The sequence below is a fragment of the Leclercia sp. genome (assembly GCF_036780805.1).
In the GTDB taxonomy this organism is placed as follows: Bacteria; Pseudomonadota; Gammaproteobacteria; order Enterobacterales; family Enterobacteriaceae; genus Enterobacter.
In genome coordinates, this window is sequence record NZ_DAIQCE010000003.1 from 203,602 (window position 1) to 223,623 (window position 20,022).

General features: G+C 59.5%; 17 protein-coding genes. 10 read left to right on the plus strand and 7 right to left on the minus strand.

Going from position 1 to position 20,022, the window contains the following annotated elements; all coding sequences use genetic code 11:
• Window positions 1–62 precede the first annotated feature (62 nt).
• From dnaT to opgB, 4 genes are all read left to right on the plus strand, one after another.
• A complete protein-coding gene (gene dnaT, locus V7Q49_RS12420; protein WP_333852254.1) occupies window positions 63–608 on the plus strand; it encodes a primosomal protein DnaT in 546 nt (181 codons plus the stop codon).
• The gene (gene dnaC, locus V7Q49_RS12425; RefSeq protein WP_039030489.1) at window positions 605–1,342 is read left to right on the plus strand and encodes a DNA replication protein DnaC; all 738 of its coding nucleotides are present in this window, start codon (window positions 605–607) and stop codon (window positions 1,340–1,342) included. The genes dnaT and dnaC overlap by 4 nt, the downstream gene beginning before the upstream one ends.
• A gap of 84 nt (window positions 1,343–1,426) precedes the next feature.
• Complete coding sequence (locus V7Q49_RS12430) at window positions 1,427–1,939, plus strand: DUF2501 domain-containing protein (protein WP_333852255.1); 513 nt, start codon at window positions 1,427–1,429, stop codon at window positions 1,937–1,939.
• 211 nt (window positions 1,940–2,150) lie between these two features.
• Window positions 2,151–4,442, plus strand: coding sequence for a phosphatidylglycerol--membrane-oligosaccharide glycerophosphotransferase (opgB, locus tag V7Q49_RS12435; RefSeq protein WP_333852257.1), 2,292 nt, complete (start codon window positions 2,151–2,153; stop codon window positions 4,440–4,442).
• A gap of 51 nt (window positions 4,443–4,493) precedes the next feature.
• Here opgB and V7Q49_RS12440 read toward each other — a convergent pair whose 3' ends face one another.
• Window positions 4,494–5,516 (minus strand): zinc-binding alcohol dehydrogenase family protein, encoded by a 1,023-nt coding sequence (locus V7Q49_RS12440; RefSeq protein WP_333852259.1) that lies wholly within the window; start codon window positions 5,514–5,516, stop codon window positions 4,494–4,496.
• A 147-nt stretch (window positions 5,517–5,663) separates the two neighbouring features.
• On the opposite strand from V7Q49_RS12440, the gene V7Q49_RS12445 reads away from it, so the two are divergent.
• Together V7Q49_RS12445 and V7Q49_RS12450 are read left to right on the plus strand one after the other, a co-directional pair.
• On the plus strand, window positions 5,664–6,578 hold the full coding sequence (locus tag V7Q49_RS12445; protein WP_333852261.1) for a GntR family transcriptional regulator: 915 nt from the start codon (window positions 5,664–5,666) through the stop codon (window positions 6,576–6,578).
• Between the two features lie 207 nt (window positions 6,579–6,785).
• On the plus strand, window positions 6,786–8,147 hold the full coding sequence (locus tag V7Q49_RS12450) for an MFS transporter (protein ID WP_333852263.1): 1,362 nt from the start codon (window positions 6,786–6,788) through the stop codon (window positions 8,145–8,147).
• 113 nt (window positions 8,148–8,260) lie between these two features.
• On the opposite strand, the gene tsr is transcribed toward V7Q49_RS12450, so the two are convergent.
• From tsr to V7Q49_RS12480, 6 genes are all read right to left on the minus strand, one after another.
• Window positions 8,261–9,925: a methyl-accepting chemotaxis protein gene (tsr, locus tag V7Q49_RS12455; protein ID WP_333852265.1), complete on the minus strand. Its 1,665-nt coding sequence runs from the start codon at window positions 9,923–9,925 to the stop codon at window positions 8,261–8,263.
• 116 nt (window positions 9,926–10,041) lie between these two features.
• A complete protein-coding gene (locus V7Q49_RS12460) occupies window positions 10,042–11,052 on the minus strand; it encodes an Ldh family oxidoreductase (protein ID WP_333852267.1) in 1,011 nt (336 codons plus the stop codon).
• Between the two features lie 11 nt (window positions 11,053–11,063).
• Complete coding sequence (locus V7Q49_RS12465) at window positions 11,064–12,665, minus strand: APC family permease (protein WP_333852269.1); 1,602 nt, start codon at window positions 12,663–12,665, stop codon at window positions 11,064–11,066.
• 11 nt (window positions 12,666–12,676) lie between these two features.
• The gene (locus tag V7Q49_RS12470; protein WP_333852271.1) at window positions 12,677–14,284 is read right to left on the minus strand and encodes an aldehyde dehydrogenase (NADP(+)); all 1,608 of its coding nucleotides are present in this window, start codon (window positions 14,282–14,284) and stop codon (window positions 12,677–12,679) included.
• A 14-nt stretch (window positions 14,285–14,298) separates the two neighbouring features.
• Window positions 14,299–15,219 carry a dihydrodipicolinate synthase family protein gene (locus V7Q49_RS12475; protein WP_333852273.1) on the minus strand — a complete coding sequence of 307 codons (921 nt, stop codon included), beginning with the start codon at window positions 15,217–15,219 and terminating at the stop codon, window positions 14,299–14,301.
• Between the two features lie 138 nt (window positions 15,220–15,357).
• Window positions 15,358–16,173: an AraC family transcriptional regulator gene (locus V7Q49_RS12480; RefSeq protein WP_333852275.1), complete on the minus strand. Its 816-nt coding sequence runs from the start codon at window positions 16,171–16,173 to the stop codon at window positions 15,358–15,360.
• A gap of 307 nt (window positions 16,174–16,480) precedes the next feature.
• Between V7Q49_RS12480 and V7Q49_RS12485 the strand changes: the two genes are divergently transcribed.
• From V7Q49_RS12485 to V7Q49_RS12500, 4 genes are read left to right on the plus strand one after another with little or no spacing between them, the layout of a single operon-like run.
• A complete protein-coding gene (locus V7Q49_RS12485) occupies window positions 16,481–17,422 on the plus strand; it encodes a 4-hydroxyproline epimerase (RefSeq protein WP_333852277.1) in 942 nt (313 codons plus the stop codon).
• Complete coding sequence (locus tag V7Q49_RS12490; RefSeq protein ID WP_333852279.1) at window positions 17,419–18,528, plus strand: NAD(P)/FAD-dependent oxidoreductase; 1,110 nt, start codon at window positions 17,419–17,421, stop codon at window positions 18,526–18,528. The genes V7Q49_RS12485 and V7Q49_RS12490 overlap by 4 nt, the downstream gene beginning before the upstream one ends.
• Window positions 18,525–18,779 carry a (2Fe-2S)-binding protein gene (locus V7Q49_RS12495; protein WP_333852281.1) on the plus strand — a complete coding sequence of 85 codons (255 nt, stop codon included), beginning with the start codon at window positions 18,525–18,527 and terminating at the stop codon, window positions 18,777–18,779. The genes V7Q49_RS12490 and V7Q49_RS12495 overlap by 4 nt, the downstream gene beginning before the upstream one ends.
• A complete protein-coding gene (locus tag V7Q49_RS12500) occupies window positions 18,766–20,022 on the plus strand; it encodes an FAD-dependent oxidoreductase (RefSeq protein WP_333852283.1) in 1,257 nt (418 codons plus the stop codon). Before V7Q49_RS12495 ends, V7Q49_RS12500 begins: the two co-directional genes overlap by 14 nt.

Here is a 20,022-nt window from a genome sequence, read left to right on the forward strand (position 1 = left end):
CCCTCCTCTCTGTGCTACCATAAGCCCATATCACGTCCGCAGTAATTCAGTAGAGAAGTATTATGTCCTCCAGAATCCTGACCACCAGCGTCACTGGCATTGATGCCTTTATGCACGATCCCCGCGGCGTGCTGGCCAATGCTGAAGGCGGTACTGTCGCCGTTTTTGCCGATAACGCACCGGCTTTTTATGCGATCACGCCGCAGCGTCTGGCTCAGCTGCTGGAGCTTGAAGCGCGCCTGTCGCGCCCGACCAGCGATGTCACTCTGGATACGCAATTCTTCGACGAACCCACCAGCGCGCCGGTTGCCGTGCCGATGGGCAAATTCGCCATGTATAACGGCTGGCAGCCCGACCCCGATTTTCAACGCCAGGCGGCGCTGTGGGGCATTGCCCTCACCCAGCCTGTCGCCCCGGAAGAGCTGGCCGCCTTTACCGCTTACTGGCAGGCGGAAGGCAAAGTCTTCCATCATATTCAGTGGCAGCAAAAGCTGGCGCGCAGCGTACAGATCAACCGGGCCAGCAATAGCGCACAGCCAAAACGCGACGTGAATGCCTTTTCAGAACCGGATAAACAGATCCCCCACGGATTCCGAGGTGCCAAATGAAAGAGTTCGGCGAACTGATGAAACGTCTGCAAAAGATGATGCCTGCCAACGTCAAACCGGCCTTTACCACTGGCGAAGAGCTGCTGGCATGGCAGAAGGAGCAGGGCGAGATCCGCGCTGCGGCGCTGGCCCGGGAGAACCGCGCCATGAAGATGCAGCGCACCTTTAACCGCTCCGGTATTCGTCCCCTGCATCAGAACTGCTCCTTCGACAATTACAAAGTCGAGAGCCAGGGGCAGCTAAAAGCCCTGCAGCAGGCCCGCCAGTATGTCGAAGAGTTCGACGGCAACATCGCCAGCTTTATCTTCAGCGGCAAGCCGGGCACCGGTAAAAACCACCTCGCGGCGGCCATCTGCAACGAGCTGCTGCTGCGCGGCAAATCGGTGCTGATCATCACCGTGGCCGACATCATGTCGGCGATGAAAGATACCTTCAGCAACCGGGAAACCAGCGAAGAGCAGCTCCTGAACGATCTCAGCAACGTGGATCTGCTGGTGATCGATGAGATCGGCGTCCAGACCGAATCACGCTATGAAAAAGTGATCATCAACCAGATCGTCGACCGTCGCTCCTCCTCCAAGCGCCCTACCGGCATGCTCACCAACCACAACGTGGATGAGATGACCCGCCTGCTGGGCGAGCGCGTCATGGATCGCATGAAGCTCGGCAACAGCCTGTATGTCATTTTTGACTGGGAAAGCTATCGCAGCCGCGTTACCGGTAAAGAGTATTAGGATATTTACCCGGGATGTCCGGTGCCGCGCGGGTTTATACTGCCAGCCAATCCGCCCCGGCGGGCAATCGACAGAGTAGCTCCTATGAAAACACATTTTCTTCTCAGCGCCGCAGTAAGCGCCCTGCTGGTCACCGGTGCGGCACAGGCCGCCTCCTCCTGGCAGGATACGCTTAACAGCGCCGCCAGCCAGCTTAGCGCGGGCAGCAGCAATAGCAGCACCACCACCACCCCATCCCAGAATGGCGGTCTCTCCCTCTCCTCGCTGACCGGTCTGCTCAACAACGGCAGCCAGTCGCTCAGCGCCAGCAACATGAATAACGCGGCCGGGATCCTCGAATACTGCGCCAAAGAGAAGCTGGCCTCGATGACCGATGCCACCAATATTAAAAATCAGGTGTTGGGGAAACTGGGGCTGGATACCCCGCAAGAGCAGCAGCAGGACACCAACTATCTGGAAGGGATCCAGGGTCTGCTGAATGCCAGTAACGGCGAGCAGCTAAATCTGGAAACCATCGGCAACACGCCGCTGGCAAAGAAGGTCAAAGCCCAGGCCTGTGACTTTGTCCTGAAACAGGGACTCAGCTTTATCTCCTGATCCTCCTGCGCCGCGACGAGAGCCGCGGCGTTTATCCCTTCCGCGTAAAGCGACGCCCATCAAACATTGCGTTTTCTAAACCAAATCCTAACAACAGCACAATTCCGTGACACTACAATTGCAGCTAAATGGCATCGCCATTACATTGTATAACCCAAAAATTATACAGTTAGTCCGCTAACCAGCGACTGCCCTTATTGAGGATAAGTTGTTGTCAGAGTTTATTTCTGTTGCCCTGTTTATCGCCTCGGTGGTGATTTATGCCCGCAAGGCGGGTCGTAATACCTGGTGGTTTGCCGTCACCCTTCTGGTGCTGGGGCTGTTTGTCGTTTTAAACATTACGCTCTATGCCAGCGATTATTTTACCGGGGATGGGATCAACGATGCCGTCCTTTATACTCTGACCAACAGCCTGACCGGCGCAGGGGTTAGTAAGTACGTACTTCCTGGCGTTGGCGTGGTGGTTGCGCTGGTGAGCGTCTTTGCCCTGCTGGGCTGGATCCTGCGCCGCCGCCGTCACCATCCGCATCATCTCGGTTACAGCCTGCTGGCGCTGGTGCTGGCGCTCGCCTCGGTAGACGCCAGCCCGGCGTTCCATCAGATCACCGAGCTGGTGAAATCGCAGTCGCGCGATGGCGATCCCGACTTCGCGGCGTACTATAAAGAGCCGGGCAAAACCATTCCCAATCCGAAGCTGAACCTCGTCTATATCTATGGCGAGAGCCTTGAGCGTACCTATTTCGATAACGACGCCTTCCCGGACCTCGCCCCGGAGCTGGGCGCCATCAAGAACGAAGGGATCGATTTCAGCCACACCGCGCAGCTGCCCGGTACCGACTACACCATCGCCGGGATGGTCGCCTCCCAGTGCGGTATCCCGCTATTCGCCCCCTTTGAAGGTAACGCCTCGGCCTCGGTCTCCAGCTTCTTCCCGCAGAATATCTGCCTTGGCGATATCCTGAAAAACTCCGGATACGAGAACTACTTTATGCAGGGTGCCAACCTGCGCTTCGCCGGGAAAGACGTGTTCCTGCAATCCCACGGTTTTGACCATCTGTACGGCGCAGAAGAGTTAAAAACAACCGTCGCTGACCCCGCTTACCGCAACGACTGGGGCTTCTACGACGACACGGTGCTGGATGAAACCTGGAAAAAATTCGAGGAGCTGTCACAGTCCGGCAAACGTTTCTCGCTGTTTGCCCTGACGGTGGACACTCACCACCCGGATGGCTTTATCTCCCGCACTTGCCAGCGCAAGAGCTACGCCATTGACGGCAAACCGAATCAGTCGTTCAGTGCGGTGGGCTGTAGCCAGGAGCATATCGCGGCGCTGATCGAAAAAATCAAAGCCTCGCCGTACTTCAAAAACACGGTGATCGTGGTCTCTTCCGACCATCTGGCGATGAAAAACACCGCCTGGGATGCACTGAACAAGCAGGATCGTAACAACCTGTTCTTTGTGCTGCGTGGCGATAAACCTCAGCAGGAGGTGATGGCCGTGAAGCGCAACACCATGGATAACGGCGCAACGGTGCTGGATATTCTTGGCGGGGATAACTTTATCGGCCTCGGCCGCAGCAGTCTCTCCGGGCAGTCGCTGTCAGAGGTGTTCCTCAACATGAAGGACAAAGTGCTGGCGTGGAAACCGGACGTGATCCGCCTGTGGAATTTCCCGAAAGAGCTGAAAGACTTCACCATCGACAGCCAGAAAAACATGATGGCCTTCTCCGGGAGCCATTTCCGTCTGCCGCTGCTGCTGCGCGTCTCCGATAAACGGGTCGAACCGCTGCCGGAAAGCGAATACTCCGCCCCGCTGCGCTACCAGCTGGCCGACTTCGCCCCGCGGGATAACTTCGTCTGGGTCGATCGCTGCTACAAGATGGGTCAGCTGTGGTCGCAGCCGCTGTCGCTCTCCACTGACTGGTGTGTTTCTCAGGGGCAGCTGGGCGGCGAGCAGACGGTACAGCACGTCGATAAAGCGCAGTGGAAGGGCAAAACGGCCTTTAAAGATACCGTCATCAGCACCGACCGCTATCAACGCAACGTCGATATGCTGAAAGTCTCCGACAACGACATCCGCTACAAGGCCGACAGCTTCGTCTTTAACGTGGCGGGTGCGCCGGAAGAGGTGAAGCAGTTCAGCGGCATTTCCCGCCCGGAATCCTGGGGACGCTGGTCCAATGCCCAGTTGGGGGATGAGGTGAAGATCGAATATAACCAGCCGCTGCCGGCGAAATTCGATCTGGTGATCACCGCCAAAGCCTGGGGACCGAACGCCAATAAACCCATTCCGGTGCGCATTGGCGATAAAGAGCAGACCCTGACTCTCGGTAACGACGTCACCACCACCACGCTGCATTTCGACAACCCGTCGCGCAGCAGCACGCTGGTGATTGTGCCGCCTGCGCCGGAATCCACCAACGAGGGGAATATCCTCGGCCACTCCCCGCGTCAGCTGGGGATCGGCATGGTGGAGATCAAAGTGGTGAACGCCGAAGGTTAATTGCTTAAAAAAAACAGCGCCCAAACGGACCCCGGGCGCTGCATGGCAAGCTTAAAACGCAATCACGCCCTTAATCAGACCGCGATTATTAATCACCTCCGCCTCGTACACCTCTGCCAGCTCGCGAAACGCGTAGCGGTGGGTCAGCATCATCTCTGCCGTCAGTTTGCCTTCGGCCATCAGCCGCCCTACTTTGGCGAAATCCTCCCCGGTGGCGTTACGGCTGCCCATGATAGTGGTCTCTTTCTTGTGGAACTCCGGATCGGAAAACTGCAGATCGCCCTTATGCAGCCCGACAAAGACGATGGTGCCGCCGTGGCGGATCAGGTTGACGGTATTGTTCATCGCCTGCGGATTGCCGGTGGCATCGATCACTTTCTGCGCCAGCGCGCCGCCGCACTGCGCCCGTAGCTGGTCAGTGAAATCAGCCGCGGAGGGATCCAGCGTCGGCACACCGAGACAGGCCTGAACATGCTCCCGCCGGGCGGGGCTGGTGTCGGCCACCACCACGTTCGCGCCATCCGCATGGGCAATGGCCGCCGCCCCCAGACCAATCGGTCCGGCCCCGACCACCAGCAGCCGCTCCCCCGGCTGAATCGCCGCCCGGCGCACCGCATGGGCGCTGATGGCAAAGGGCTCGATCAGCGCCGCCGCCTCCGGGTCGATGCCGTCGGCGGGCAGCAGATTGCTCACCGGTACCGACAGATACTCGCTAAAACCGCCGTCCTGATGCACGCCGATCACCGAGATGGCTTCGCAGCAGTTGGTTTTGCCGCTCTGACAGGCCGGACACTGCTGGCAGGCCACGTAAGGAATAACCGCTACCTGCTGGCCTTTTTGCAGCGTGCGGATATTTTTGCCTAAGCCCACCACCTCGCCACATATTTCATGCCCAAGCACACGGGGATAATTAAAAAAGGGCTGATTGCCGCCCCAGGCATGTATATCGGTTCCGCAAATACCCACGGTTTTTATTTTTATCAGCGCTTCGTTATCCCTGGGAATCGGCACTTCCCTTTGTGCCCACAATAATTTTTTCGGCTCCTGGCACACCAGCGTATTCATCGTCGTCATTTTTTCTCTCTCCCATTCTGTCGTGGTTTCAGATATTGATGAAAACGCGAAATAACGGGCAGGCAAAAACAGGAAGTGTGAATTCCCGCGCATAAAGCCGTTTTAAATAGGGTTTTAATTGCCCTCCCGCTATCAGAAGGAATACCCATGAGCCGTTCACAAAATTTGCGCCATAACGTGATTAACCAGGTGATCGACGATATGGCCCGGGGGCATATTCCGTCGCCGCTGCCGTCGCAGAGCGCGCTGGCGGAGATGTACAACATCAGCCGTACCACCGTGCGCCATATCCAGGCCCACCTGTGCGAGTGCGGCGTTCTGACGCGGGTCAACGCTGACTACGTGATCGCCCGTAAGCCCGACGCCGGGGACGGATTCACCTGTGAAATCGCCCCGCTGGTTGAGCAGACCCGGCTGTTTGAGCAGAGTTTTTTAACCATGATTAACCAGCGCATCCTGCGTGCCGGTGAGGCCTTTTCCGAGCTGGAGCTGGCGCGCAGCGCAGGCGTCAGCCCGGTGGTGGTAAGGGAGTACTTACTTAAATTCAGTCGCTATAACCTGATTGAGAGTGAGAAACGCGGCCAGTGGCGGATGAAGCAGTTCGACCAGTCGTGGGCCGAGCAGCTGTTCGAGCTGCGCGAAATGCTGGAGACCCACGCGCTGCAGCATTTCCTCAACCTGCCCGACAGCGACCCGCGCTGGCTGCAGGCCCGTACCCTGCTGGAAGAGCACCGCGCCCTGCGCGACAGCATTGGCGACAGCTTTCGCCAGTTCTCCCGGCTGGATCGCGACTTCCACTCCCTGCTGCTCTCCGCCGCCAACAATATCTTTTTCAACCAGTCGCTGGAGATCATCTCGTTTATCTTCCATTTCCACTACCAGTGGGACGAGAGCGACCTCAAGCAGCGCAATATCATCGCCATCGACGAGCACATGACCATCCTCAGCGCGCTGATCTGCCGCAGCGATCTCGATGCCAACCTGGCGATGCGTAACCATCTGAACACCGCCAAACAGTCGATGATTCGCTCCATCAAACAGAGCGCGACGGTCTTTTATTAAGTACCGATTAAAAACAGCAAATCTTTACGGACTGCACGCTTCCGCGATCGGGCACACGCGGGAAAATAACGGCTGCCTATGCTCACCGGGAGTCGACTTATTTTTCGTGAGTGGTGATGAATGAGGTTATTCCATCACCTGTCGTTATTGATATTTCTCTAATAACTAAACCAGAGAAATAACCATACAATAATTCAGGAGTCCGGCGTGGAAAAAAGCAATATAACTCTCGACCCGCAGACCACCTTTGACAAAGAAAATGTACCCGATATTTCTCTGCCGCCAACAGGTGCTATTCAGCGAAGCGCGCGAATTAAGCGCATTCAAACCACAGCGATGCTGTTATTATTTTTCGCCGCGGTGATTAATTACCTCGATCGCAGTTCATTGTCGGTGGCGAATTTAACCATCCGCGAAGAGCTGGGGCTCAGCGCCACTCAGATTGGCGCCCTGCTGTCGGTGTTCTCGCTGGCGTATGGCATCGCGCAGCTGCCCTGCGGTCCGCTGCTGGATCGCAAAGGCCCGCGCCTGATGCTGGGGCTGGGGATGTTCTTCTGGTCGCTGTTCCAGGCGATGTCCGGGATGGTCCACAGCTTCACCCAGTTCGTGCTGGTGCGCATCGGGATGGGGATTGGCGAAGCGCCGATGAACCCGTGCGGGGTGAAGGTGATCAACGACTGGTTCAACATCAAAGAGCGTGGCCGTCCGATGGGCTTTTTCAACGCCGCTTCAACCATCGGCGTGGCGATCAGCCCGCCGCTGCTGGCGGCGATGATGCTGGTGATGGGCTGGCGTGGAATGTTTGTCACCATCGGCGTGCTGGGCATTTTCCTCGCCATTGGCTGGTACATGCTCTATCGCAACCGCGAGGAGCTGGCGCTGAGCGGCGTCGAGCAGGCGTACCTCAACGCTGGCAGCGTCAATGCCCGACGCGATCCCTTAAGCTTTGCCGAATGGCGCAGCCTGTTCCGCAACCGCACCATGTGGGGGATGATGCTGGGCTTCAGCGGCATCAACTACACCGCCTGGCTCTATCTGGCCTGGCTGCCCGGCTATCTGCAAACCGCCTATAACCTGGATCTCAAAAGCACCGGCCTGATGGCGGCCATTCCGTTCCTGTTTGGCGCGGCGGGCATGTTAGTCAACGGCTTCACCACCGATGCGCTGGTGAAACGCGGCATGGCACCGGTCCGCAGCCGTAAGCTGTGTATTATCAGTGGGATGTTATGTTCGGCCGCCTTTACCTTCGTGGTACCGGAGGCAACCACGGCGATGAGCGCGGTACTGCTGATTGGGATGGCGCTGTTCTGCATCCACTTTGCGGGAACGTCGTGCTGGGGCCTGATCCACGTTGCCGTGGCATCACGCATGACCGCCTCGGTAGGCAGCATTCAAAACTTCGCCAGTTTCATCTGCGCCTCGTTTGCGCCGATTGTCACCGGGTTTATCGTTGACACCACCCACTCGTTCCGCCTGGCGCTGATTATCTGCGGCTGCGTCACGGCGCTGGGGGCGTTAGCCTATATCTTCCTGGTGCGTCAGCCGATCAGCGATCCGCGCCAGCAGTAATATTGCCGGGTGGCGGCTTCGCCTTACCCGGCCTACAAAATCGTCGGTCCGTGCAAGCGAAGCGCCGCCGGGCACAACAACAGCGCCCTGCCTGAACAGGGCGCTGTGCTACATCAGAAGGTTTCCCAGTTATCACCGCTGTCGGAAACGGCCGCTTTACGGGTCGTTACCGGCGTGGCAACGGTTTTCACCGCCGCGTGCGCGCGGGCTTTCTGCTGCTCCTGCTGAATACGGAACACCGCCACCGCCTGAGTCAGGCGGCTCGCCTGCTCTTCCAGTGCCGCCGCCGCTGCCGCAGACTCCTGCACCAGGGAGGCGTTCTGCTGCGTGACGCGATCCATCTCGGCAACCGCCAGGCCCACCTGGTCGATACCGCGGCTCTGCTCGTCGGACGCAGAGGCGATTTCGCCCATGATGTCGGTCACGCGGGTCACCGCGCTGACGATCTCGCCCATGGTTTCACCGGCGCTCTCGACCAGGGTAGACCCCAGCTCAACGCGACCCACGGAGTCTTCAATCAGGCTCTTGATCTCGCGAGCGGCCTGGGCGCTGCGCTGGGCCAGGTTACGCACTTCACCGGCCACCACCGCAAAACCACGACCCTGCTCACCGGCACGCGCCGCTTCAACCGCCGCGTTCAGTGCCAGGATGTTGGTCTGGAAGGCGATACCGTCGATCACGCTGATGATATCGGCAATCTTTTGCGAACTGCCGGCGATGTCGCGCATGGTCTGCACCACGTTATCCACCACTTTACCGCCTTTCTGCGCGGTCTCGGACGCGCTCAGCGCCAGATGGCTTGCCTGACGGGCGTTCTCGGCGTTCTGCTTCACGGTCGCGGTCAGCTCTTCCATGCTGGCTGCGGTCTCTTCCAGCGAGGCCGCCTGCTGCTCGGTACGGGAGGAGAGATCGTTGTTGCCCATGGAGATTTCGCTCGCGCCGCTGTAAATGGCATTAGCGCCATTACGCACGTCGCCCACGGTACGCATCAGCTCAGCCTGCATATGACGCAGGTTATCAGCCAGCTGACCCATCTCGTTAGACCCCTCGACCTCGATGCGCTTCACCAGGTCGCCGCTGGCGATATGGCGAATGCTGTCGGTCAGACGGTTCAGCGGCACGATCAGGGCGTGACGGATGCCACCCCAGACGGCGACGATCACCACCAGCACCAGGATCAGCACGCTACCCAGGATCCAGATCGCCTGGCTGTAGGAGCTGTTGCTGTCATCGACAGCGGTCTGGTACAGATGATCGTTCTGCTGCAGGTAGTTAACGTACTGCTTCTCAAAGCCGTCCTGATAACCCTGGGTCGGCTGATCGAAGAACTCATTGATCTTGCCCGCACCCAGCAGCTGGATCAGCTCGGCCAGCGCACCGTGATAGATGTCGTAGTTACGTTTGATCTCCAGCGCGGCGCCTTCACTCTGACGCGGGTCGCGCGGCAGAGCTTCGTAATCCGCCCAGTTTTTTTCCGCCTGCTTCAGGGAAGCAGAAGCAATCTGCATCAGATCGTTCACGGTCGCGCCGCTCCCGATGTTGTTCTGATCCATCATGTAGCGGATGCCCGCGCGGTTCAGGGTGTTACGGGTTTGCAGCAACGCCACCCAGCTGCCGTTAAGCGTGGATTGTTGCTGACGAATGGTTTGCAGAACGGTGAAGTTTTCTTTGTCATGCTTCAGGGCATTAAAGAAAAGACCACCGGATGTGAGTTGTAAAAGGCCAAAAATAACCAATACCAGCAATAAGCTGGTAACAATCTTGATACGATTTAACATGATTTCTCATTCCACCAGACAGGTACAGAATTTTCGGCCTGGAAATGGAAAACTTTACGAAAAACGTACTGAGAAGAGGGACATAATCCCTCAGGTTATTTTGATGATGCCGATATTTATTTTGCCAGCATGGATATATCGCTGAAAAGCGAGTGGGTTATCTCCACGCCATCCCGGATGCTGCGGGCCCGGGAAAGGTAGCGGCGCTCGCCAGGCAGCCGCGCACCCTGCTGTTGCATCCCGGAAAAAAGCGTCTCGGCGCGCGCCAGATGTACCGGTGCCTCATCCCCCAGGAAGCGGGCAGGATCCAGAGCCAGAATCAGCTCGCCGCCATAGGGTAAGCCCCCTGCGCCATCATCCCACGCCAGCGATTCCGCACTGGTCATATCGCCAATCAGCGGCCCGGCGATCAGCTCAACCATTGCCGCCAGCGCCGAGCCTTTATGTCCGCCAAAGGTCAGCATGGCGCCATCGAGGATCGCCTGCGCGTCGGTGGTCGCATGGCCTTCACTGTCGATCCCCCATCCTTCCGGCACCGCTTTTCCCGCCCGCTGATGCAGCTGGATTTCACCCCGCGCCGCCGCGCTGGTAGCCATATCGAAAATAAACGGCGGCCTGTCTCCGCGTGGCCAGCCAAAGGCGATGGGGTTAGTGCCAAACAGCGGCTGCGTACCGCCTGCCGGCGCAACCCATGCATGGCTGGGGGTGGTCGCCAGCGCCACCAGCCCCGCGTCCGTCAGTGGCTCCACATCGGCGAACAGGGCTGAAAAGTGGACACAGCGATTAATTGCCAGTGCGGCAATACCGCTGTGCCGCGCCTTTTCAATCAGCAACGGCAGCGCTTTCTCAAATGCCAGTAGGGAAAATGCCCCACCGGCATCCACCTTCACAATGGCAGGCGCGATATCAGAGATAACAGGCTCCGCATCGGGCGACACCTTCCCCTTGCGCAAAGTCGCGACAATACCCAACAGCCGCCATAGCCCGTGGGAGGGGCAGCCATCACGCTCGCCGTTGGTCACGTTTTGCGCCACCACGGCCGCGTGCTCCTCACTGAATCCATTCCCACGCAGCACCTTATAGGCCAGCGCATAGGCCTCTGTTAACGAGAGTATTATCCCCTCCATTCCGGTCTCCTTTACTCTTCCTCGTCTCCGGTGAAGTTAGCCTGCGGCAGGCAGGTCCGCTCGCCCCAGTAGTAAATTCCCAGCGACATCACGGCCACCACCACCGTATCCCAGGGATGCCCAATCACATTCATACCGCCAAAACTGCCCAGCCAGGAGAAGAGCATGATCAGCGCGTAGAACGCGATCAGCCACAGGGAGGATTTCACCTGCTGCGCCAGGCTCACGGTATGCACCGGCACTTTTGATTTACACAGTATATAGACCACAAACATGACTATTTGCAGCCCCAACAGCCACGACAGGGTGCCCCATCCCGACCAAAACACAATCAGCGCGGAGATAACAAAGGATACCGGTCCGATAATGCCAAAGGCCCGCACGCGGAACGGACGCGGCAGGTCCGGCGCATTACGGCGCAGCCCGGCCGCCGTCACCGGGGCGATGGCATAGCTCAGCACCAGCGCCGCTGACACCACGCTGATCAGCTGTTCCCATGAGGGGAACGGCAACGTCCAGAAGATCGACAGCCCAAAGGTCAGCCACAGCGCCGGGCGCGGAATGCCGGACTCTTTATCGATATGGGTAAACGCCTTAAAGAAGGTGCCCGCTTTTGCCCAGCCGTAGATGACGCGCGGCGTGGCATTCATATAGATATTGCCGGTTCCACTGGGAGAAATAATGGCATCGCTTACCACCATAAAGGCCAGCCAGCCCATGCCGAGCGTAATGGCGATATCGCGATACGGCAGCGAGAACTGCTTGCCGATCTCCGCCCAGCCGCCGTTCAACATGCTGGTCGGAATACTGCCCAGAAAGGCCAACTGCAACAGCACGTAAATGACCGTCGACAACACTACCGATAAAATCAGCGCCACCGGGATGGTGCGTTGTGGATTTTTCACCTCGCTTGCCACCGAAATAATCGGCGTCAGCCCCAGATACGCAAAGATAATTCCGCCGGCGCTGATCGCCGCTTCAACCCCCGACATACCGAATGGCGCAAATCCCTGAACATGCAGATTCTCGGGTTTGAAGAAGGTAAACAGCGTGATCACCACCGCCAGCGGCACTAAGAACTTCAAAACACTGATGATGTTGTTTGAACGTGCGAAGGTTTTGACGCTGTAATAGTTCAGACCAAAGAAAAAGCAGAGCAGCAGAAACTGGACGACCCACCCCAGTAAGGTTGGCGCTCTGGATCCCGGCTGGGTCAGGCTCGGGAACCAGGCTGCCGCATACTGGCGAGCGGCGACGATCTCAATGGAAATCAGGCTCGAAAAGGCGATCAACGTGATAAAGCCCAACAAATAGCCCATCAGCTCGCCGTGAGAAAAGACCGGGTAACGAATAATACCGCCGGCACGGGGCAGCGCTGCCCCCAGCTCACAATAGACAATCCCCAGCAGCAGCACGGCGATCCCCCCTATCACCCACGAGGCGATGCCTGCTGGCCCGGCAATGGATGCCACATGGCTGGCGGCAAACAACCAGCCGGAACCAAATATCGCCCCCAGACCAATAAACGTCAGGTCGGTTAACGTAAGCTGCTTTTTAAATCTTCCTGACTCAACAACGCGGGTCTGAGTGTGGTGTGTAGAGTGGATCGTCATGGTCAAGCCCTTCAGTCAACAGAGGGGGAAATCGCTTCCCGGGTCCACTGCCCGTTAATCAGGCGCAGCAGGTTCAGTGGGTTGGCATCCTGTACGGCAGGTGGCAGCAGCGGGGCAGGCACGTTTTGCAGGCACACCGGACGTAAAAATCGCTCGATAGCTTTGGTCCCCACCGACGTACCGCGTGAATCGGTGGTCGCCGGCCACGGGCCGCCGTGTACCATGGCATCGCATACTTCTACCCCGGTGGGATAACCGTTAAACAGCACGCGTCCGGCTTTCTCCGCCAGCGCGGGCAGCAGACGTTGCGCCAGCGGCTGGTCGTCAGATTCCGCATGGACGGTGACGGTAAGCTGCCCCGCTATTGCACGCATAATGGCGTTCAGCTCGGTCTCATCCGCCACCTCCACCAGCACTGCCAGCGGGCCAAACACCTCCTGCTGTAACAGCGGATCTTGCGCCAGCAGCAGCGAAGCCGGTGCCTGATAGAGCCGGGCCGGCGCGCGCCCGGCAGCTGACGCCTCGCTTTCCGCCAGCCGCTGAAGTGCGGGGTGCGCCTCAAAGGCCGTAACGCCTTCCGCGTAGTGTTCCAGCGTCGGGCCGTTGAGCATGGTCTGGGCCGGAGCCTGCTGCACCGCCTTCCTGAGCGCGTCGGTGAAGGGGGTGAAGCCCTCTCCCCGCAACGCCAGGATCAGCCCCGGCTTGGTGCAAAATTGCCCACAGCCGAGCGTGAACGAGGCCACCAGTTCGCGGGCCAGCGTCTGCCCCCGGCTGGCCAGAGCCTGGGGCAGGATAATCAGCGGGTTAATGGCCGACATCTCTGCGAAAACCGGGATAGGCTGCGCACGCTGCTGCGCCAGCTGCCAGAGCGCCTTGCCGCCGCGTAAAGAACCGGTAAAGCCCACCGCCTGAATCGCCGGATGACGCACCAGCTCAGCGCCAATATCGGTGCCAAAAATCATGTTGAAGACACCGGCGGGAAGGGCCGATTTCTCAACGGCGCGCACGATGGCCTGCGCGGTCATCTCCGCCGTGGCCATATGTCCGGGATGGGCTTTCACCACTACCGGACAGCCTGCCGCCAGCGCAGAGGCGGTATCGCCCCCTGCCGTGGAGAAGGCCAGCGGGAAATTACTGGCACCGAACACCGCCACCGGGCCGATGGCGGTGAGATACTGGCGCAGGTCCGGGCGAGGCAGAGGCTGACGTTCCGGCAACGCGGTATCGATCCGCACGCCACAGGTATCGCCCCGGCGCAGCACGTCGGCAAACAGGCGCAGCTGAGTGCTGGTGCGGGCCCGCTCGCCCTGCAGGCGGAGGAGCGGCAGGGCCGTCTCCTGATGGGCGATGGCGAAAAAGTCCTCGCCGAGCAAATCCAGCTCGCTGGCGAGGGTATCGAGAAAGCGGGCGCGTTCTTCCGGCGACGTCTGTGAGTAGACCGGGAAAGCCAGTGCGGCGGCCTGCGCCGCGTCAGCGGCCTCCTCGCGGGAGGCCGGGCTAAAACGGTATCCGGTCGGTTCGCCGTCTACGGCGCGCAGGCTCGGGAGCGTTGCCGCCCCACTTGCCACCCGACGTCCGGCGATAAACTGCTGCCCCGACAAAGAGAGAGGAAAAGTCATCGTCGCTCCTTATTTTACAGGCCAACGTCCGGCAGCTGCGGCCGGGTTGCCAGCGCCTGCTCAACAATCGCCACCACCTGCGCACGGGTATCGCCTTCCAGCGCCAGACGCGGCGGACGCGTCACCGCACTGCCGCGTCCCAGCAGCTCTTCGCACAGCTTGATGCACTGCACCAGATCCGGACGCGCATCCAGATGCAGCAGCGGCATAAACCAGCGGTAAAGCGCCATCGCCTCTTCGTAACGCTGCTGTTTCGCCAGCCGGAACAGCGTCTCCCCTTCACGCGGGAAGGCGTTCGACATCCCGGAGATCCAGCCTTCCGCCCCAACGGCGATGCTCTCTACCACCACGTCATCCAAACCGGCAAACAGCACAAAGCGGTCGCCAACGGTATTACGCAGGTCGATAAAGCGGCGGGTATCGCCGGAAGAGTCCTTGAAGCAGACAATATTGTCGCAATCAGTGAGCGTCGCCAGGATCTCCGGCGTGACGTCGTTTTTGTAGATAGGCGGATTGTTGTAGACCATGATCGGCAGGTCGGTGGCCGTCGCAACGCTGCGGAAGTGCGCTGCGGTTTCATGCGGCTTAGAGGAGTAAACCAGCGCAGGCATGACCATAATGCCGTCAACGCCGACACGCTCCGCCTCTTTCGCCATCTTCTGCGCAAAGGCGGTGGTGAATTCTGCCACCCCTGCAATCACCGGAACCTGACCGCCCGCAGCGTCTTTCGCCACTTCAATAATCTGCAGCTTTTCCTGGGTAGTGAGGGAGGTGTTCTCGCCAACGCTGCCGCAGACGACCAGGCCAGACACGCCATCCTTGACCAGATTTTTCATCACCGCGTGGGTGGCGTCCAAATCGAGAGAATAATCGCTACGAAACTGGGTGCTGACTGCCGGGAATACACCGCTCCAGTGAATGGCTTTCTTGCTCATGCTCGGTTCCTTGTCGTCAATTTGTTAATTCGATGTGAATGAATGGTGAATATTCACTGACAGATTGACGTTTCAGGCGACCGACGGCTTGGTGGTTTTCCTCCCCTTTGATGACGAAATTAGCATAGTGGCTTCAGGCTAGCCCATCAGCGTGACGCGAAAATCGCGTGGCGTAGAGCCGGTCATCGCCTTGAACTGGCGGCTGAATGCGCTGTGATCGGTATAGCCGCACTGCAGGGCAATATCGGTAATCGGCGTATCTCCCGCCAGCAGTTCGGTGGCTTTTTCCAGCCGCACTTTGTGAATCATCTGGCGCGGAGTGAGGTGGAAAATACGCTTACAGTAACGTTCAATTTGCGCCACCGACATGCCGCTCAGCGTCGTCAGCTCCTCCATCGCAATCGGCCGGTAATAGTGGTTGCGGATATGGTCGTCGACAATCGCCAGCCGCTGCCAGGCCGGGTGACGCGCCTGCGCCTCTTGTAGATCGTGCGAAATCCCCGCCATGCCAATGACCTGCCCCTGCGTATCTTTCAGCGCCAGCTTCTGGGTCAGGCACCAGCCGCGCTCCCGGCCGTTATAGAGATGCATTTCCAGCTGATCGCGCAGCGTCACGCCTTCCCGGAGCACCCGCATATCTTGTTCGGTATACCCCTGGCCAAGGGCGGAGGGAAAAACGTCGGCAGAGGTTTTGCCTAACAGCGACACCACGGTCTTAAAGCCGCAGCGGCGGGCGAGAGTCATATTGACCATCAGATATCTGGCCTGCACGTCTTTAACGAAAAAGACGACGTCAGGAATGGCATTGAGCAGGGGCGCAATCAACCCCATGGCATTCAGCAAGGTCTGGATGCTATCCAGACGCTGACCGGCCAGCCCTTCACAGATCTGGCTGAGTTCAGCGACTTCCAGCTGCGGTGATTGCGCCGGAACATCATCAATTAAACAGGACATCTGGCTTCCTCCCTATGAATGACGGGGATATTTATTAACTTTTCATTAACCTACAAGCCCCAACCTCCCGTTTTGCGATCCTGCCTTCGATTTGCGATTAACCCTGTTTTCACCACTGGCGAAATCGCTTCTTTTGGTTTACCACAGCAGCAATAGAATGATTAATAAGAAATAAATATGAATTTCACTTCACCAGCACGCATATCGCTGTGCTGATTTCGTCATTGTTGATGGCGAAAGCATTCAAGCCGGATCGCCGCTATTACGCCAGCATGAAGTAACAAAAAATTAACCTTCCGGAGCACCTATGACAGCGCAGAATCATGAACTGAGAGTGATTGACTCCCATACCGGCGGCGAACCCACCCGGCTGGTGATTGAAGGTTTTCCGGATCTGGGAAGCGGGAGCATGGCTGAGCGTAAGACACGCTTTGCCCGTGCGTTCGATGACTGGCGCAAGGCCATTATTCTTGAGCCACGCGGCAACGATGTGCTGGTGGGCGCCCTGCTCTGCAAACCGGTCTCTGCGGCGGCGACCGCGGGGGTGATCTTTTTCAATAACAGTGGCTTTCTGAACATGTGCGGTCACGGCACCATCGGGCTTATCGCCTCCCTGGCCTGGCTGGGACGCATTCAGCCCGGCAAGCATCTGATCGAAACACCGGTGGGCGACGTGACCGCCACGCTGCACGCGGACGGTAGCGTCTCGGTCGAAAACGTTCCGGCTTATCGCTGGCGCAAGCAGGTCCAGGTAGAGACCCGCCACGGAACGATCGTCGGCGATATCGCCTGGGGCGGGAACTGGTTTTTCCTCGTTAACGATCACCCCTTTGACGTCACCCCGGCACAGATCCCGGCCTTGACAGAGTATGCCAGGGCTATCCGCGAAGGGCTGGAAAATGCCGGTATCCGCGGTGAACACGACGGCATTATCGATCATATCGAACTCTTCGCGCAGGACGATCGCGCCGACAGCCGCAGCTTCGTGCTCTGTCCCGGCAACGCCTGGGATCGCTCACCCTGCGGGACCGGCACCAGCGCGAAGCTGGCGTGCCTGGCAGCAGATGGCAAACTCGCCCCGGGCGACACCTGGCGGCAGGCGAGCATCATCGGCAGCGAATTTAGCGCCCATTTCGCGGTACAGGGGGACAACATCATCCCCACGATCCGCGGTGAAGCCTGGGTGTGTGGCGATAACCGGCTGATCCTCAACCCTGACGATCCGTTCCGCTGGGGGATCGCGCTGTGACAGAAAGTGACGTCATCGTCATTGGGGCCGGGATCGTCGGCGCCGCCTGCGCATGGCAGCTGGCGAAACGCGGACAGCGGGTGACGCTGATCGACGATGGTCATGCGGGGGCAACGGCGGCGGGGATGGGGCATCTGGTGTGTATGGATGATGACCCCGCCGAACTGACGCTCTCGGCGTGGTCGCTGACACGCTGGCGCGCCCTCACCCCCTTAATGCCGGAAAGCTGCGCCTGGCGCGGATGCGGTACCTTGTGGTTAGCCGAAACGCCGCAAGAGCTGGAACTGGCCGAAGAAAAACAGCAGCGCATGGCCCAACACCAGGTCAGCAGTGAACTGCACACCCGCACCCAGCTTGCGGCACGGGAGCCGCTTCTCACCCCCAGGCTGGCGGGCGGCCTGTGGGTACCAGGCGACGGAATTGTGTATGCCCCCAACGTGGCGCGCTGGTTTATTCACGATGCGGGCGAGGCCATCACGCATCTGCAGGATGCCGCAACCGCTGTCGATGCTCCCTGCGTGACGCTGCAAAGCGGCAAGCGCCTGCGCGCAGGCGCGATTGTGATCGCCTGCGGCCTGGGGGCCAACAGCCTGTTAAACGAAACGTGGCTACGGCCGAAAAAAGGGCAGCTGGCCATTACCGATCGTTACGGTCCGATGCTCAGCCACCAGCTCGTTGAGCTGGGCTACGGTGCCAGCGCCCACGCCGGGGGAACCTCAGTGGCGTTTAATATCCAGCCTCGTCCAACCGGACAGCTGCTGATTGGCTCCTCACGGCAGTTTGACACCACCGATCGCGAACTTGACCTGCCCCTGCTGGCGCGAATGCTGGCGCGGGCCAGCCATTTTTTACCCACTCTGCCCGATCTCAATATCATTCGTTGCTGGAGCGGTTTTCGCGCCGCCTCTGCCGACGGCAACCCGCTGATCGGCCCCCATCCGACGCGTCCGGGCATCTGGCTGGCGTTGGGACATGAAGGGCTGGGCGTGACCACCGCCCCGGCGACTGCCGAGCTGCTCTGCGCGCAGATCGTGGGTGAGCGACCGGCGTACTCCCCGGATGCCTGGCTCCCCGCCAGACTGCTCCCTGACGAGGCCATCGCATGAAAACCCTGACCGTCATTATCGACCGTGAACCCTGTGAAGTCCCGGTGGGGATCAGTGTCGCCGCAGCCCTCGCGCTGACGGGCAACGGCGTTACGCGCCGCTCGGTCAGCGGTGCCCCCCGCGCCCCGTTCTGTGGAATGGGGATCTGCCAGGAGTGTCGCGTCAGCGTGAACGGGCGACGGGTGCTGGCCTGCCAGACGGAATGCCAGCGCGATATGGTGATTGAGAGGAGCCAGCATGAAAGTGCATGAATGCGATATTTTGATTATCGGTGCCGGGCCTGCCGGACTGTCGGCCGCGCTGGCCGCCGCACGCTGTGGGAAATCGGTCGTGATTCTGGATGATAACCCGCGCCCCGGGGGACAAATCTGGCGCGACGGCCCGCAGGTCGCCTTGCCCGAACGCGCGCGGCGTCTGCGTCAGGCGGTGGCGGAAACGCCACGGATCACCCTGCTCAATGGGGCTCGACTGATTGCCCGCCTGACGCCGCACAGCGTGGTATTTGAAACCGCAGACCGCTGCGGAGAAATTCGCTGGCAACGGCTTATTCTCTGCTGCGGCGCGCGGGAACTGTCGTTACCTTTTCCCGGCTGGACACTGCCGGGCGTAACGGGGGCCGGGGGACTCCAGGCGCAGATAAAGCACGGCCTGACGCTCAATGGCGAACGGGTGGTGATTGCCGGCAGCGGCCCGCTGCTGCTGGCGGTTGCCAGTACGGTGAAGCGCGCGGGCGGGAATATCGTGGCTATTGTCGAACAGACGCCGGCCAGCGCGCTCGCACGTTTTGCGGCAGGGCTCTGGCGCTGGCCCGAAAAGCTGCTCCAGCTCGGCCAGCTGTTTCCCGGCAGTTATCAGCCCGCAAGCCAGGTGACCCAGGCGCAGGGCAACCCGGGTTTACAGTCGGTCACGGTCCGCCATCACGGCAAAACACGCGAGATCGCCTGTGACAGGTTGGCCATCGGCTACGGGCTGGTGCCCAATCTCGAACCGGCGCTGATCTTCCAGTGCCGGACGGTCGATCAGGCGATTTGGGTGGATGCCCAACAGCGAACCAGCCAGCGCAATATCTTTGCGGCAGGAGAGTGTACGGGCTTTGGCGGCAGCGAACTTGCGCTGGCGGAAGGGGAAATTGCCGGGTATATGGCAGCGGATTGCCCGGAAAAAGCGGCGGGGGCCAGCGCCGCTCGCCGCCGCTGGCAGCATTTTGCCCGCGCCCTGAATGCGACCTTCGCCTTGCCTGATACCCTGAAAGCGGTGGCGACACCGGAAACGTTACTCTGCCGCTGCGAGGATGTCCGCTGCGGTGATGTACAGCAGGCAGAAAGCTGGCAGCAGGCGAAGCTGGTTTCCCGCTGCGGAATGGGAGCCTGTCAGGGAAAAACCTGCGCCACCACCGCCCGCTGGCTGTATGGCTGGCCGCTGCCTCAGCCCCGTGAGCCACTCTCCCCGGCCCGCCTCGACACCCTGATCCAGCTGGCAAAGCCCGATAACTGA